Genomic DNA, 14,501 nt, shown 5'->3' with positions numbered 1-14,501 from the left:
TCTCAATGATTTGTCAAGAATGTAAAGAGAAAAATGCTACTGTGCATATAAAAACAATTGTGAATGGTCAACTGGCAGAATATTATCTCTGTGCAGATTGTGCCAAAGAAAAAGGATATGGAAATGTTTTCGTTAACTTTGAAAATGATTTCGGCAATCTTTTAGGTGGTTTTTTAGGGGGGCTTTCCAACCCACATCAGATTGAGCGGTGCGAACATTGTGGCTCCAGTTTTGCCGACATTACAGCAAAAGGAAAAATCGGCTGCGCTCACTGCTATGATAAGTTCCGCGAGGAGCTTTTGCCAATGATTCAGAGAATACATGGAGAAGCAAAACATAAAGGCAAAAGACCAGGAGGTTCTGCACTTCGTATTCCTGAACCGAATCGACAAATGGTTGTTTCTGAAACGGGCATACTAGATGCCAAAAAATTGAAACTAAAAAAAGCAATTGAAGAGCAAGATTTTGAAAGAGCCGCGGTTCTGCGAGATGAAATAAAGGAGATTGAGCAGAATGGATAAGGTGATGAAATGGTATGAAAAAGCCGGTGCAGAGAGTGATGTTGTTTGCAGCACAAGAATTCGTTTGGCACGAAATTTAAAAGATTACCCTTTTGCGGCTAAAAACACGATAGCACAGAAAAAAGAAATTGCCGAAAAAGTGAAAGAGGCAGTCTTGTCAGGCAGTAGCTTGATGAAAGATACTTTCTCTGCTATTCCGCTTGAAAACATGAAACAGGAAGAACTTGTTTCGCTGGTAGAACGCCACGTAGTCAGTCCTGAATTTATTTCAAACATAGAGGGTCGAGAGATTATACTTTCTCATGATGAAAGCATATCCATTATGGTCAACGAAGAAGATCATATCCGTATTCAGGTCATTCGTGAAGGGTTGGCCCTGCATGAAGCCTATGAAATGGCAGACAAAATTGACACCTTGCTTTCTGAAAGACTGACTTTTGCTTTTGATGACCAATTGGGATATCTGACACATTGTCCGACCAATTTGGGAACAGGAATGCGTGCTTCTTTAATGCTTCATCTACCTGTACTGACAGAATTTGGTGCGATGCAGCGGCTGTCAGGTAACCTCTCCAAATTAGGAATTACCATTCGGGGTTCTTATGGAGAAGGTACACAGGTTACTGGGGGTATGTATCAGCTTTCCAATCGAATTACACTTGGACTTAGTGAAAAGGAAGCCATAGAGAATCTGCAATCTATTGCCAATCAGCTGATAACAGAAGAAAGAAATTTAAGAGGCAAAGCGGCAGATAATTTAATGATGCAAGACAAAATCAGCCGTTCAGCAGGTATCTTAAAAAGTGCCAAAATGATTAGTAACCAAGAATGCCTGAATTGTCTATCTTATGTAAGAATGGGTGTAGCGGCGAATTTGCTGACAGGTATCAACATAGAAGATGTTAACGATTTGTGGGTTAGTGTGCAGCCGGCAACTTTACTTACCAAAATCGGAAAAGATTTGACATCACAGGAAAGAGATATTGAACGTGCGAAAATTGTTCGCAGTAAGTGTGAAAATGTAAAGGAGTGAAAGAAGAATGTATCAATTCGAAGGTTTTACAGGAAAAGCAAACCAAGCTTTAAATTTAGCTGTAGATGCGGCTGGAGAGTTTGGCCATGACTATATTGGCAGTGAGCATATCTTGCTTGGTCTGCTTCGTGAGGGTTCGGGCGTAGCCTATACCATTTTGAATAAATTAGGTGTTACCGACGAGAAAATTTCTGAAATGATAGAAGCAAAAATTGGCAAGGGTACCGCTACAAAAGTAACAGTTGAAAATTTAACACCCCGTTCTAAGCGCATTATGCAAATCGCGGGCGTTGCAGCTGTGCGGCTAAGTTCCTCCAATATGGCTGGCACAGAGCATCTTTTAATTGCCATTATTGAAGACGGACAAAGCTATGCCGCTAGATTTTTGCAAATGTTGGGAATCGAACCACAGCGTATTGTTTCTGAAATGTCAGGAGCACTTCGTGCGGGCATGGCCGGCCAACCAAATTCAGCAAGTATGGAACCAAAACCAAAAATTGGGAAAGCACTTAAGCAGTTTGGCAGGGATTTAACGGAAATGGCAGCAGATGGCAAAATAGATCCGGTTATTGGACGGCAAAAAGAAATTGACCGTATCATTCAGATTTTGTCAAGAAGAACCAAAAATAACCCAGTGCTTATTGGAGAACCAGGCGTAGGTAAAACAGCCGTAGCAGAGGGTTTGGCACTCAAGATTTTTTCTGGAGAAGTGCCTGAAATTCTAAAAGATAAGAGAGTGGTTTCACTTGATTTAACAGGGATGATTGCCGGCACAAAATATCGTGGCGACTTTGAAGAAAGAATTAAGAATGCTATTGATGAAGTTAAAAAAGACGGCAGAATTATTCTTTTCATTGATGAACTGCACACGATTATTGGAGCAGGCTCCTCAGAGGGTTCGACAGATGCCGCCAATATTTTGAAACCAACCTTAGCTAGAGGTGATTTTCAAGTCATCGGTGCGACGACAATCAATGAATATCGCAAGCATATTGAAAAAGATGCGGCATTAGAGAGACGTTTCCAACCGGTTATGGTGGGCGAGCCTAGCGAAGAGGAATCCATTGAGATTCTGCATGGACTAAAAGACCGCTATGAGGCGCACCACAAAGTTGAAATTACTGATGAAGCGATTGAAGCCGCCGTCGTTCTTTCAGCCAGATATATCAGCGACCGCTTTTTGCCGGATAAAGCCATAGATTTAATTGACGAGGCTGGTTCAAGAGTTCGTCTGCGTGCGCATACCGCACCAAAAGATTTGTTAGAGCTTGAAAAAAAAGTCAAAGATTTTGAAGTGCAGAAAGCAGAAGCCATCAACAGCCAAGATTTTGAAACCGCAGCAAAATTGCGAGATAAACAAAAAGAAACCCAATCAGAAATGGAAAAAGCAAAAGATGAATGGGCAGCTAAAAACGAAAAAAGTGACAGCATTGTCAAAGCAGAAGATATCGCGGATATCGTGTCCATGTGGACGGGTGTGCCTGTTGCACAGCTAACAGAAGAAGAAAGCCAACGTTTGTTGAAGCTAGAGGAAATTCTGCATAAACGTGTGGTAGGACAAAATGAGGCAGTTGTAGCGATTTCTAAAGCGATTCGCCGTGGCCGTGTTGGACTGAAAGACAAGAACAGACCGATAGGCTCCTTCATCTTCTTAGGCCCCACAGGTGTTGGCAAGACAGAGCTTTCTAAAGCCTTGGCAGAAGCGATGTTTGGCGATGAAAAGGCCATTGTGCGCTTTGATATGTCAGAATATATGGAGAAGCATACGGTTTCTCGTCTAGTCGGCTCTCCTCCGGGTTATGTCGGCTATGATGAGGGTGGACAGTTAACAGAAGCGGTGAGAAGACATCCCTATTCTATTGTGTTATTTGATGAAATTGAGAAAGCGCACCCGGATATCTTTAATATTCTTCTGCAAATTCTTGAGGACGGCAGAGTGACCGATTCACAAGGCAAGACGGTTGATTTCAAGAATACGGTCATCATTTTGACTTCTAACGTAGGAGCGAGACTAATCACAGAGCGTCAGAAAACCTTGGGATTTACCATCGGTCAGGAACAAGTACACACTGACTATGAAAAGACAAAAGATCTTGTCATGAAAGAACTCAAAAATCTTTTTAAACCAGAGTTTTTGAACCGTGTTGATGATATTATCATGTTCCACAAACTGACGGAAGAAGATACTCACCAAATCACAGAAAGAATGCTGAAAGTTCTGCAGAAAAAAATGCAGGAGATGGAAATGCATGTCGAGTTTAGTGATGCCGCCATTGATGCAATAAGCAATAAGGGGTATGACCCTGTTTATGGAGCGCGTCCGCTCAGACGTATTATCCAGAATGAAATCGAAGATTTAATTTCCGAGGGGATTTTGGAAAAGAAAGTGCAGAGCCACAAAAAATATGTTGTCGATTTTGCAGACAATAAATTCTCTATGCAAGAAAAAGCCTAAAATAAAGGTTATATTAGTAAAATAAAAAACGTCTTTGGCAGCATAAAAACTGCTAAAGACGTTTTTTGTGTTATTGCTTATAGAGAAAAGGTAATGGTAACGGTTGTGCCGGTTTTGCCGTCACTTTTCAAGTCAATTTTTCCGTTGTGTAAAGCAACACCATGCTTAACAATCGACAGGCCTAAACCTGTACTTTGTGCAGAGCTTTCTCGGCTCTTATCGACCCGATAGAAGCGTTCAAAAACGCGGTCCTGTTCAGCTAGGGGGATTCCAACGCCGGTGTCAGTAACGGTGAGTTTAATTTCTGAGGTGAAATTCTCTAGCAAAATGTTGATTTTTCCGTTGTCAACATTATACTTAACGGCATTATCGACAACGTTAAACACAATTTCATCCAAAACAGCCGGAATGCCATTTAGAAAAGCTTCGTCTCCTTGAAAGGCGACTTCAATATTTTTCTTTTCAGCCTTGTTTTTCAGCCGCCCAATAACCTCTTTACACAAAGCTTTTAGGTCAACGTTTTCTTTGACAAGCGAAGAATGATTTTCATCAAGCTTAGAAAGAAGCAAAATATCGCCGATGAGAGCAATCATATGCTGCGCTTCTTTGTAGATGTTGGCAGCAAATTTTGGCGTGTCTTCTATTTTGGCGACACCGTTGGCTATAATTTCAGCATAGCCTGAAATGGAGGTAAGCGGTGTGCGTAGTTCGTGAGAAACATTGGCAGTGAATTCTCGGCGGAAGCGTTCTCTTTCTTGTTTTTCTGTGACATCTAAAATCACAATCACAGCACCCTGAGAGCGGTTTTTATACCAGACAGGATTGGCAAAAATCTGACAATGCTTTTCACCGACAACTAAAATGAATTCCTGCGGTTTGCCGTTCAGCGCATCACGCACGGCATTGGTTAGCATTTGGCTGCGGTTTAATTCAAGAATACTGCGGTTAATTGCATCGGGAAAATCAGAATCTAAGAGAATTAAAGCACTTTTATTGTGAGATAAGATATTGGCTTGTTTGTCGAGCACCAAAAAGCCCTCTCGCATATATTCAGTGATTGCCGAAAATTCAATTTGCTTGTGCTTAAGTTTTTTCAGCTTTTTGCGGACAGCTTTCTTTTCTTTTTGCATTTTAACGGCAAAGGGAGATAGTTCTTCAAAGAGCCCTGTCGTGTCCATATTTTCAAACTGCAAGTCGTTCAGTGGCTGTGTAATTTTTTTGGTTAGGACACGAGCATAGAACCAAGACAGTGGGATTAATATAAGCAGACCAAGGCAGAGGACCCACCATAAAGAAGCAAAAGAGCGAATCACTGAGGGGGCAGAAGCAGACACGCGAATAACATCATGATTTTCAAGGCGAACAGCAAAATAATAGGTCCGACGGTCCATTGTTTGTGAAAAGCGAAGCTCTTCTCCAATGCCGTCTTGCGTGGCCTCTTTGACTTCCTGACGGTCAGCGTGACTTTCTAAAGAGGAAAGGACCTCACTGTCAAAAATCACATCTCCCTTGGCTGAAATCAGAGTGATACGATGACCGCTGCGTAGAACCACTTTGTCAAGGTAAGAATTGCCTATGCTCTCTAGTCCTGTTTTTAGGTGAGAAGCTTCGGAAGACAGCGATTTTTTCAGTTCAGCGCTGTCATGAGAATAAATAAAAAAGGAGGCTAAAAGCGTAATAAGAAATGCAGAGAGAGCGCAAATTAAAGAGTTAAAGAGAAAGATTTTCTTTTTCATGAATTGCCCCCTATGCGATAACCCACACCGCGCACGGTCTCGATTAAATCGGCGGCGCTCAACAGCTTGCCTCGCAGACTGCGAATATGCACATCAACCGTTCTGGTTTCGCCATTAAATTCATAGCCCCAAACAGCAGACAGAATCTGATCTCTTGTAAGAGCAATACCTTGGTTTTTGAAGAGATAAGCTAACAGCTCAAATTCTTTAAGTGTGAGAGTAACTTCTTCTCCGTCTACTTCAACATGATGTTGGGGCAAGTTCATAGAAAGATTAGCGCAGAGATAGGTTTCTGAAGTTTTGGTAGGCGTGATACGATGAAGAAGACGTTTGATACGCGCGACAAGCTCCATCATACCAAAGGGTTTGGTGAGGTAGTCATCAGCACCGCAGTCAAGCCCCAAAACTTTATCGTATTCTGTGCTTTTGGCAGTGAGCATAATGACGGGCAGATGCTCTGTTTTAGGGTCACTGCGCAATTTTTTAAGGATAGTAAGACCATCATCTTCACCGGGAAGCATGATGTCTAATAAAACAAGCTCTGGCATTTTTTTAGACAAAGCAGGCCAAAATTCTTCTGAGGAAGAAAATCCTGTGGCAGAAAAGCCAGTATTCTGCAGGGTGTAAATCACCAGCTCTCGAATGTTGCTTTCATCTTCAACTAAATAAATCATGAAAACTCCTTATTCCAGCGTTGTGGCATAGCGGTCACCGGTGAGAGAATAGAGAACCCACTCGGCTATATTCACGGCATGATCGCCGATACGTTCAAAATATTTTGCTACCATGAGCAAATCAAGGCATTCACTGGCAACGGCAGGGTTTTCTGTAATATGCTGAATCAGCTCTTTGCGAATTTTCAAGAAAAGGTCGTCTACGACATCGTCGGAGGCAATAACCTCTCGAGCCTTGGCAAAATCCTTGCTGACGAAAGAATCAATACTGGCAGTAACCATGCCGATTGTGGCACGGGACATTTCCGCAATATGAATATCGCTTTTAACAGAGTTGCCTTTCATATAGGCAGACAGTTCAGCAATGTCAACGGCTTGGTCGCTGATACGTTCCATATCGGTAATCATTTTTTGTGCAGCGGTAATTTGCCGCAAATCACTGGCAACAGGTTGTTCTAAGAGCAAAAGGCGCACACAAAGCTGCTCAATGTCTCTTTCGGCCATGTTGGTGTCGTTTTCAACAGACAACACTTTTTCTTTCATGTCAAGGTTACCGTCAATGAGCGTTTTGGCAGCACAGGCAATAGCCTCTTCGCAGAGAGAACCCATGTGAATTAAGTTGTTGTGTAAATTATCCAGCTGTTTGGTATAGCGCTCACGCATTATCCGAACCTCCCTGAGATATAATCTTCTGTTCTTTTATCTTTCGGCATTGAGAAAATTTTGTCGGTTGCGTCAAATTCAACCATTTCACCCATTAAGAAAAAGGCAGTTTTATCCGACACACGGGCTGCCTGCTGCATATTATGAGTGACCATAGCTATAGTATAATCTTTTTTCAGTGTACTGACAAGGTCTTCAATCTTAGAAGTGGAAATTGGATCAAGCGCACTGGTAGGTTCATCCATCAAAAGCACTTCGGGTTCAATCGCCAAGGCTCTGGCGATACATAATCGTTGCTGCTGGCCGCCTGACATACCCAGTGCGCTCTTTTTGAGGCGGTCTTTGGTTTCTTCCCAAATAGCAGCGGCACGAAGAGATTTTTCCACGATAAGGTCGAGTGTGGCTTTTGAACGAGTGCCGTGTGTGCGAGGACCATAAGCAATATTGTCATAAATGCTCATGGGAAACGGATTCGGCTTTTGAAACACCATACCGACTCGTTTGCGCAAGTCTGTGACGTCCATGTTGCCAAAAATATCTTTGCCATCTAAAAGAACTGTGCCATCGATTTTACAGCCTTCGACCAAATCATTCATGCGATTTAAAGTCTTTAGCAGAGTCGATTTCCCACAGCCCGACGGACCGATTAGGGCAGTGATTTCATTGGCTGGAATATTGATTTGAATCTCTTTAAGTGCTTGAAAGCTGCCGTAGTATAGATTCAGGTTTTTTACTGTAAATTTATCCATTTCTCTTTTTAACCATCCTTTTTGCCAAAAATTCAGAAGTATAATTGATTATGACGACTAAAATAAGCAGAACAAGCGAAGTCGCATAGGTTTCATTAAGATATAGCCCCTCGCTGGAAAGGCTGTACATATGCACAGCAAGGGTACGTGCAGACGCAAGCGGGCTGTTTGGGATTTTAGCCAGTGTTCCCGCTGTGAAAATGAGAGCGGCTGTTTCGCCGACAATTCTGCCAATGGCCAAGATAATGCCGGAGAGAATACCGGGAATGGCGGAAGGCAAAACAATTGCAAACACGGTGCGGAGCTTGCCTGCACCCAAACCAAAGCTGCCTTCCCGATAGAAATCAGGAACAGAAAGCAGTGCTTCTTCTGTGGTGCGCATGATAAGCGGCAAAATCATAATCGCCAGAGTAAATGCACCGGCAAGAAGAGAATAACCCCAACCAAGCGTGATAACAAAGAAAATCATGCCGAAAAGTCCGTATACAATGGAGGGAATGCCTGAAAGTGTTTCAGCAGCAAGCCGAATGATTTCGACAAGGCGATTCCCTTTTTTAGCATATTCACTGAGATAAATAGCACTGAAAATACCGATAGGAGCAGCAATTAGCATAGCGAGCAAGGTGATAAGTAGTGTATTAATCAAAGCTGGCATTAAAGTGACATTTTGGCTGTTATATTCCCACTCAAAAAGCTTGGGAGAAAGGTTAGGAACCCCTTTAATCACAATATAGCCTATCAGTAAAACGACAACAGCCAGTGTGATGAAAGCGGCGGTATAGACAAGAATACGAAGAATAAGAGAAGAAAAAGAGTATTTCTTTTTTGAAGTTTTTTTCATGCTTTCTTCTCCTTTTTGACGAGTGACAATAGCAGATTAATTAGTAAAATCATAATGAATAGAACCACAGCAGTGGCGATGAGGGCTTCACGGTGTAAATCAGCGGCATATCCCATTTCAATGACAATGTTAGCTGTGAGAGTTCGCACTCCTTTTACGACACTTTCCGGCATAATCGCTTGATTACCCGCAATCATAATGACCGCCATGGTCTCGCCTACAGCGCGCCCAATTCCCAAAACAACAGCGGTTAAAATTCCTGATTTAGCAGGGGGAACAACGGCAAAGAATACGCTTTTCTCGTGAGTAGAACCCAAGGCCAGCGAGCCTTCGTAATAACTAGAAGGTACAGCACGAATGGCTGTTTCTGAAACACTGATGACCGTGGGCAAAATCATAATTCCTAAAAGAATGGAAGCTGTCAAAATACTTTTTCCTGTGCCGAAAACATTTCTTGTAATTGGCACAAGCAGCACAAGACCGAAGAAACCGTAAATAATGGAGGGAATCCCAGCCATAAGTGACACGGCAGGGCGAAAGAACCGATAGAGCCCATCAGGGCAAAATTTAGCAAGAAAAATAGCCGTCAGTACACCAAGTGGAACACCAATCAATATAGCCCCGGCGGTTACGTATAGACTACCCAAAATCATGGGAGCAATACCGTATATATCATTTCCGGGCCGCCATTCAGTGCCTAACAAAAATTTCAAAGGGCCTATTTTTGCCATGGCAGGAAAACCATTAGCAAATAAAAACACACAAATCAGTGCGACACATAACACATTTATAGCAGCTGCGACGAGAAAAACATATTTCATCACCGTTTCTTTTTTCTTGCCTGTATTCTTCATTCCCAAATACCATTCCTTTCTATGGACAAATAAGAGACTTTTATCAATCACTTGTCGTCAGTTGCGACCAAGAAGTTGTTTTTCCAACATAAATATCCTTCACTTGCTCCGGTGTCATTTCATCTACAACATTGTCATGGTTAACAATAATGACAATGCCGTCCATAGCGATTGTGATAGGGGAAAGACCCTTTTCGACTTCGCTGTCTTTTAGAGCACGAGAAGTCATGGCAATATCGCAGATACCTTCAATAGCAGAGTTTGTTCCGGTAGTAGAATCACTTTGCTGAATTTCAATTTCTGCATCGGGGTTATGAAATAGATAAGCTTCTTTGAGAGATTCCATAACAGGTGTTACTGATGAAGAACCGGCAACCACAATTTTTCCTGAAACCTTACCGCCTGAAAAGCTTTTTTCTGCGTCAATGGGGGCATAGCCTTTATCTTGCACGACGGTTTGCCCATCTTTGCTGACGATGAAATCAATAAAATCTTGAGCGAGAGGATTTAAATTGTCCTTTACGGCAATTAAGAAAGGACGAGCTAGAGGATAAGAGCCATCTTTGATTGAATCAATAGAGGGGGTAACGCCATTGATTTTTACAGTCTTTACAATCTCATTCAGCGACCCCAAAGAGATATAGCCAATGGAATTACGGTCGCTCATAACAGAAGTCATCATAACGGCTGTGTTGTTGGTAATTTCAGCATATAAAGTGGTGTGGTCAATCTTTTCTCCCTTATCATTTTTTTCCTCTATGCCTAAGAGTTCAACAAAGGCACCTCGCGTACCAGAGCCATCTTCGCGAGAGATGACATTAATGAGCTGGTTGTCTGCCGCTTTGCAAGAAGCAAGCTGGCTTATCAGTAAGCACGCAAATCCTATCGCCAAAATCTTTTTCATGTATCTTTAACCATCCTTTTTGGTAATTATTTTCTTAGCTACCGGCTGAAAGTTCTGTAAAGCTATTGCAACTGTGCTTTTAGACAGGTTTTGTAATACTGCCCCTTGATTTTACATTTTCTTTACTGCTTTCTACTATAAATCAGTTATGTAAAATCTAAAATCGGCTATTTGTAAAATCTATGTAAAGTATGGGCATAAACAACCTAAATAAGCATTTCTCTGCATATTATTAAGAATCATGCAGTTCGTTAGCTTGTATGGGTTTTATTTGTAAAGTTCAAATCTTAATTGATTTTACACAGAGGCTTAAAGAGAGGAAAGCGATGGGAAATAAACAAACAGATACATTACATAGCAATACGTTGCATAAAAAAAATTCTGGTAAGCAAAACTTCGTTCATGGGGCTCTGATTTTAACCGTAGGTATGATGATTGTAAAAGTAGTGGGGGCTCTTTTTAAAGTGCCGCTTGAATCGGTAATCGGCGCATATGGCATGGGCCTTTTTAATGTTTCTTACAATTTCTACGGACCGATTCATAGTCTTGCTACTGCCGGACTGCCCATTGCTATTTCACGAATGGTCTCTGAGAATTACTCGCAAGGCAAATTTCGTGATGTACGTCAAATAAAGAAGGTTTCGTTTCCAATTTTTGTGGGTCTGGGCGTAGTTGGTACACTTCTCATGGTCATTGGCGCCCCGTATTATTGCCGCTATATCATTGCCAACAGCAATGCCTTGCTGCCAATGTGGATGCTCGCTCCTGCTATTTTTTTCGGGTGTTTGGCATCAGTTTATCGTGGATACTGCGAAGGGCTGAAAAATATGTACCCCACGGCCATATCAGAAGTGATTGAAGCCGTTACTAAAATGGCTTTTGGGCTTTCGGCTGCACTGGGAATTAGTATCTATCTGGCAAAGGAATATCAACAAAGCGGTACTTTGTTTGGGCAGTTAGTGCCTTCTGCTGATGAAGCTGCCTTACTCACGCTCTCTTTTACAGTAACAGGTGCTATCGCAGGTGTGACATTGGGTACCTTTTTTGCTTTTCTATATCTTTCCATTCGATTTCGCCTCAAAGGAGACGGAATCACAAAGCAGATGCTGCAAAATTCCCCCAAGCCTTTTCGCAATCGTACACTGACAAAACGACTGGTGCTTTCGGCTTTGCCAATTGGTATTGGGGCAATCGCCACCAATTTGGCAGGACTGATTGATACAACATTTCTGCAAAGTCGCATAGGGGATATTATGGCGCAAAATCCCAATGCTGTTTTACAAATGTTTAACGGTCAAATTCCAGATGAATATGTCAGACAGCCGTCTACGATACCTAATTTTTTATTTGGCTGTTATAGCATGGCACTGACCGTCTATATGCTTGTACCAACGATTACACAAGCGTTTAGTACTAGTGCACTGCCCAACGTGACCGCTGTCTGGACGCAAAAAGACCCTAAAAAAATAAAAGAGAGCATTGAATCCGTTATTCGTATTACCGCTATTTTTAGTTTACCGGCCGGTATTGGAATCAGCGCTTTGTCGCCTTATATTGTAACGTTACTTTACGGCAGCAATCAATCTGCACCGATTACGTCGGGAATTCTCTTTTTGCTTGGATTTGCAGCGGCTGCGGCTGCTATTTCTACACCCGTTAGCAGCTTATTGCAAGCAGTAGGACGTATGGATTTGCCAGTGAAAATGTTGATTGTGAGCATGGCCATTAAAATAGCGGTAAATTATGTGCTGTGCGGCACACCCGAAATTAACGTTTTCGGTGCAGGAATCGGAACTTTGCTGTGCTATATTTTTTTGGTGGTATCAGAGCTTTATCTGCTCGTAAAAGTAACGGGAGTATCCATTAGCTTAAAAGCAGTAATCGGCAAGCCATTTGTTGCGGCTGTTTTTTGTGGATTAACGGCCTATGTTACAGGTACTTTAGTTGCGATTTTTGTCGGCGACAGAGGACGACTCACAGGGTTGCTCGGAAGCGTGGTTGGAATCTTGCTTGGAGGGGCAGTTTATGTCGCTTTTTTAGGTATTTTAAGAGGGATAAATAAAAAAGATATTTTGCTGCTTCCAAAAGGAGAAAAAATTGTGAAAATACTTGAAAAGCGCATAAGGATGTGATATTATTGTGCTTGTTATTGGCTTTCTATCATTTTAATGTGAAAGTTATAGTGGCTTAAATCGGCAGCTAATGCATATTTAGCGAGCTGTTTGAATGAAAAAATGGAGGTTGTTTAAACATGAACAAATCGGAACTTATTGCTGAGGTAGCAACAAAAGCTGAAATCACAAAGAAAGATGCAGATGCAGCTGTCAATGCAGTAATCGAGTCTATTACAGAAGCTCTTGAGAAGGGCGACAAAGTGCAATTGGTTGGTTTTGGTACTTTTGAAGTACGTGAGCGCGGAGCAAGAACAGGCCGTGACCCTAGAACTAATCAGGAAATTAAGATTCCAGCTTCAAAAGCACCGGCATTTAAAGCAGGTAAAGCCTTGAAAGAGACAGTTAATCAGAAATAAGTTTTACGATCAGCGATTTCAGCAGACTCGAATTTCGAGTCTGCCTTGTTTTATCCGGAGGAAAATGACATGAGATTAGACAAATATCTAAAAATTGCCAGAATTATCAAGCGCCGAACCATTGCCAATGAAGCCTGCGATGCCGGACGTGTTCTGGTTGGCGGCAAAGTGGCAAGAGCTTCTTATGATGTTAAAATTGGCGATGAAATTGAAGTGCAGCTGGGTGCAAGAGCTATTAAATGCAAAGTGCTGTCTGTGAATGAATATGCCAAAAAAGAAGAAGCAGCACTGATGTATCAAGTCATCGAAGAATAAAAACAGAATCTGCCGCATATCTTTTCATGAGTAGGACTGAACTTAGGGGAGGATTATCATGGCAGAAACACAAAGAGCACCGAAAAATCATGTTTTAACCATTCATAATAGAGAAAAATTGATGGCGACAGGTATTGTGCGGGTTGATTTTTTCAGTGATGAGTTAATTACTGCGCAAACTGATATAGGGCAACTAAATATTAAAGGAAAATCACTGCATATTGAAACACTCAGTGCTGAGACAGGAGATATGCTTGTAACAGGCAAAACGGAGGCGGTATCTTACACAGATAACGGCCCGGCACTCTCGTTTTTTGGTAGGCTTTTTAAATGACGGAGCAAGTGCTGTCAGCAGAAGCGGCAATTCTCTTTTTAGTAGTGGGTGTGATGTGGGGGCTTCTTTTCTTGATGATGAAAATTGTCAGGATTATGTTTGGCTTTGGCAAAATTGCAGAAGCGTTTTTTGATATGTTGCTTTGCTTAATGGCGGCTATGTCGGTTTTTCTTTGTGCACTGGTTTTTGACAGCGGGCGCATCCGTTTTTTTCAGTTGCTACTGCATATCATTGGAGCGGCAGCAGTCATTTTGTCATTAGGCCCATTTGTGCAAATTATCTCTCAAAAGATTTGGTATGGCATTCGAAAGATAAGACGTTTCTTTTTGTCGGGTGTCAAAAAAATCTTTAAGCGTTTCATTAAGCCAAAAGAAAAGAAAAAAGAGAAAAAAGAAAATAAAGCCAAAGCAAATCAGAAAAAGGTAAAAAAACATCGTCCGAAAATAAAAGAAAAACGAAAAAGTACTTGAAAAACTTATGTATACTAGTATATAATACACTCATATGTTATTTCTATATTATGATAAGTTTAACTTGCACAGGACGTTTGGATTTTAGGAGGTGTCGCTTGTGAAAGAAGTTAAGATAAAAAAATCAAGCGGCAGTCTGTTATTGAAAATATCCATTCTTTGTATGGCCGGTTTTTTTGCTTTTTTAATTACAACACAGCAATTTCAAATTGCAGAGAAAAAAAATCATCTGGGAAAAATTCGTGAAGATATGCAGACTCAGTTGGTGAAAAACGAAGAACTTCAGCATTCTCTCGATAATGAACAAGACATGAAAGAGTATGCTGAGCGAACAGCCAGAAATGACTATAACTATGCAAAACCAGATGAGCGGGTTTACATAAACATCGGTGGAGTAGAATAAGTTTGCTATTTTTATTGGC

16 protein-coding genes are annotated in these 14,501 nt (G+C 41.6%); 9 read left to right on the top strand and 7 right to left on the bottom strand.

What is annotated here, in order from left to right:
- Positions 1 to 5: 5 nt before the first annotated feature.
- Genes CS931_RS04215 through CS931_RS04205 form a run of 3 tightly spaced genes read left to right on the top strand, consistent with a single transcriptional unit; the run spans position 6 to position 4,009 of the window.
- Positions 6 to 521 carry a UvrB/UvrC motif-containing protein gene (locus tag CS931_RS04215; RefSeq protein WP_099204484.1) on the top strand — a complete coding sequence of 172 codons (516 nt, stop codon included), beginning with the start codon at positions 6 to 8 and terminating at the stop codon, positions 519 to 521.
- Complete coding sequence (locus CS931_RS04210) at positions 514 to 1,554, top strand: protein arginine kinase (protein WP_242964894.1); 1,041 nt, start codon at positions 514 to 516, stop codon at positions 1,552 to 1,554. Before CS931_RS04215 ends, CS931_RS04210 begins: the two co-directional genes overlap by 8 nt.
- A gap of 7 nt (positions 1,555 to 1,561) precedes the next feature.
- Complete coding sequence (locus CS931_RS04205) at positions 1,562 to 4,009, top strand: ATP-dependent Clp protease ATP-binding subunit (protein ID WP_099204483.1); 2,448 nt, start codon at positions 1,562 to 1,564, stop codon at positions 4,007 to 4,009.
- 77 nt (positions 4,010 to 4,086) lie between these two features.
- Here CS931_RS04205 and CS931_RS04200 read toward each other — a convergent pair whose 3' ends face one another.
- Genes CS931_RS04200 through CS931_RS04170 form a run of 7 tightly spaced genes read right to left on the bottom strand, consistent with a single transcriptional unit; the run spans position 4,087 to position 10,430 of the window.
- Positions 4,087 to 5,745 (bottom strand): sensor histidine kinase, encoded by a 1,659-nt coding sequence (locus CS931_RS04200; RefSeq protein WP_099204482.1) that lies wholly within the window; start codon positions 5,743 to 5,745, stop codon positions 4,087 to 4,089.
- Entirely contained in the window at positions 5,742 to 6,419 is a 678-nt protein-coding gene (locus CS931_RS04195) for a response regulator transcription factor (protein WP_099204481.1), read from the bottom strand. The genes CS931_RS04200 and CS931_RS04195 overlap by 4 nt, the downstream gene beginning before the upstream one ends.
- A gap of 9 nt (positions 6,420 to 6,428) precedes the next feature.
- Entirely contained in the window at positions 6,429 to 7,082 is a 654-nt protein-coding gene (gene phoU / locus CS931_RS04190) for a phosphate signaling complex protein PhoU (RefSeq protein ID WP_099204480.1), read from the bottom strand.
- Complete coding sequence (gene pstB / locus CS931_RS04185) at positions 7,082 to 7,831, bottom strand: phosphate ABC transporter ATP-binding protein PstB (RefSeq protein ID WP_099204479.1); 750 nt, start codon at positions 7,829 to 7,831, stop codon at positions 7,082 to 7,084. Before pstB ends, phoU begins: the two co-directional genes overlap by 1 nt.
- Entirely contained in the window at positions 7,824 to 8,672 is an 849-nt protein-coding gene (gene pstA, locus CS931_RS04180) for a phosphate ABC transporter permease PstA (protein WP_099204478.1), read from the bottom strand. Before pstA ends, pstB begins: the two co-directional genes overlap by 8 nt.
- Complete coding sequence (pstC, locus tag CS931_RS04175) at positions 8,669 to 9,526, bottom strand: phosphate ABC transporter permease subunit PstC (RefSeq protein WP_099204607.1); 858 nt, start codon at positions 9,524 to 9,526, stop codon at positions 8,669 to 8,671. The genes pstA and pstC overlap by 4 nt, the downstream gene beginning before the upstream one ends.
- A 43-nt stretch (positions 9,527 to 9,569) precedes the next feature.
- Positions 9,570 to 10,430 (bottom strand): substrate-binding domain-containing protein, encoded by an 861-nt coding sequence (locus tag CS931_RS04170; protein WP_099204477.1) that lies wholly within the window; start codon positions 10,428 to 10,430, stop codon positions 9,570 to 9,572.
- Positions 10,431 to 10,756: 326 nt separating this feature from the next.
- Between CS931_RS04170 and CS931_RS04165 the strand changes: the two genes are divergently transcribed.
- From CS931_RS04165 to CS931_RS04140, 6 genes are all read left to right on the top strand, one after another.
- The gene (locus tag CS931_RS04165; protein ID WP_099204476.1) at positions 10,757 to 12,562 is read left to right on the top strand and encodes a putative polysaccharide biosynthesis protein; all 1,806 of its coding nucleotides are present in this window, start codon (positions 10,757 to 10,759) and stop codon (positions 12,560 to 12,562) included.
- Positions 12,563 to 12,681: 119 nt separating this feature from the next.
- The gene (gene hbs / locus CS931_RS04160; RefSeq protein ID WP_099204475.1) at positions 12,682 to 12,960 is read left to right on the top strand and encodes a non-specific DNA-binding protein Hbs; all 279 of its coding nucleotides are present in this window, start codon (positions 12,682 to 12,684) and stop codon (positions 12,958 to 12,960) included.
- A gap of 69 nt (positions 12,961 to 13,029) precedes the next feature.
- Positions 13,030 to 13,275: an RNA-binding S4 domain-containing protein gene (locus tag CS931_RS04155; RefSeq protein ID WP_099204474.1), complete on the top strand. Its 246-nt coding sequence runs from the start codon at positions 13,030 to 13,032 to the stop codon at positions 13,273 to 13,275.
- Between the two features lie 58 nt (positions 13,276 to 13,333).
- Positions 13,334 to 13,609 carry a YabP/YqfC family sporulation protein gene (locus tag CS931_RS04150; protein WP_099204473.1) on the top strand — a complete coding sequence of 92 codons (276 nt, stop codon included), beginning with the start codon at positions 13,334 to 13,336 and terminating at the stop codon, positions 13,607 to 13,609.
- Positions 13,606 to 14,079: a spore cortex biosynthesis protein YabQ gene (gene yabQ, locus CS931_RS04145; protein WP_099204472.1), complete on the top strand. Its 474-nt coding sequence runs from the start codon at positions 13,606 to 13,608 to the stop codon at positions 14,077 to 14,079. Before CS931_RS04150 ends, yabQ begins: the two co-directional genes overlap by 4 nt.
- Positions 14,080 to 14,179: 100 nt before the next feature.
- The gene (locus tag CS931_RS04140) at positions 14,180 to 14,482 is read left to right on the top strand and encodes an FtsB family cell division protein (RefSeq protein WP_099204471.1); all 303 of its coding nucleotides are present in this window, start codon (positions 14,180 to 14,182) and stop codon (positions 14,480 to 14,482) included.
- Positions 14,483 to 14,501: the final 19 nt, after the last annotated feature.

Origin of the sequence: Scatolibacter rhodanostii (assembly GCF_900197595.1) — a bacterium.
GTDB classification, from domain to species: domain Bacteria; phylum Bacillota; class Clostridia; order Oscillospirales; family Acutalibacteraceae; genus Scatolibacter; species Scatolibacter rhodanostii.
Note: the sequence above shows the minus strand (reverse complement) of the source record. Positions and strands in the feature narration are given on the sequence as shown.

Excerpts from the sequence above, each read along its gene's own strand:
- CS931_RS04200 (WP_099204482.1), bottom strand. The coding sequence starts at position 5,745 with ATGAAAAAGAAAATCTTTCTCTTTAACTCTTTAATTTGCGCTCTCTCT.
- CS931_RS04155 (WP_099204474.1), top strand. The coding sequence starts at position 13,030 with ATGAGATTAGACAAATATCTAAAAATTGCCAGAATTATCAAGCGCCGA.
- phoU (WP_099204480.1), bottom strand. The coding sequence starts at position 7,082 with ATGCGTGAGCGCTATACCAAACAGCTGGATAATTTACACAACAACTTA.
- CS931_RS04215 (WP_099204484.1), top strand. The coding sequence starts at position 6 with ATGATTTGTCAAGAATGTAAAGAGAAAAATGCTACTGTGCATATAAAA.
- hbs (WP_099204475.1), top strand. The coding sequence starts at position 12,682 with ATGAACAAATCGGAACTTATTGCTGAGGTAGCAACAAAAGCTGAAATC.
- pstB (WP_099204479.1), bottom strand. The coding sequence starts at position 7,831 with ATGGATAAATTTACAGTAAAAAACCTGAATCTATACTACGGCAGCTTT.
- pstA (WP_099204478.1), bottom strand. The coding sequence starts at position 8,672 with ATGAAAAAAACTTCAAAAAAGAAATACTCTTTTTCTTCTCTTATTCTT.
- pstC (WP_099204607.1), bottom strand. The coding sequence starts at position 9,526 with ATGAAGAATACAGGCAAGAAAAAAGAAACGGTGATGAAATATGTTTTT.
- CS931_RS04195 (WP_099204481.1), bottom strand. The coding sequence starts at position 6,419 with ATGATTTATTTAGTTGAAGATGAAAGCAACATTCGAGAGCTGGTGATT.
- CS931_RS04205 (WP_099204483.1), top strand. The coding sequence starts at position 1,562 with ATGTATCAATTCGAAGGTTTTACAGGAAAAGCAAACCAAGCTTTAAAT.
- yabQ (WP_099204472.1), top strand. The coding sequence starts at position 13,606 with ATGACGGAGCAAGTGCTGTCAGCAGAAGCGGCAATTCTCTTTTTAGTA.
- CS931_RS04150 (WP_099204473.1), top strand. The coding sequence starts at position 13,334 with ATGGCAGAAACACAAAGAGCACCGAAAAATCATGTTTTAACCATTCAT.
- CS931_RS04170 (WP_099204477.1), bottom strand. The coding sequence starts at position 10,430 with ATGAAAAAGATTTTGGCGATAGGATTTGCGTGCTTACTGATAAGCCAG.
- CS931_RS04210 (WP_242964894.1), top strand. The coding sequence starts at position 514 with ATGGATAAGGTGATGAAATGGTATGAAAAAGCCGGTGCAGAGAGTGAT.
- CS931_RS04165 (WP_099204476.1), top strand. The coding sequence starts at position 10,757 with ATGGGAAATAAACAAACAGATACATTACATAGCAATACGTTGCATAAA.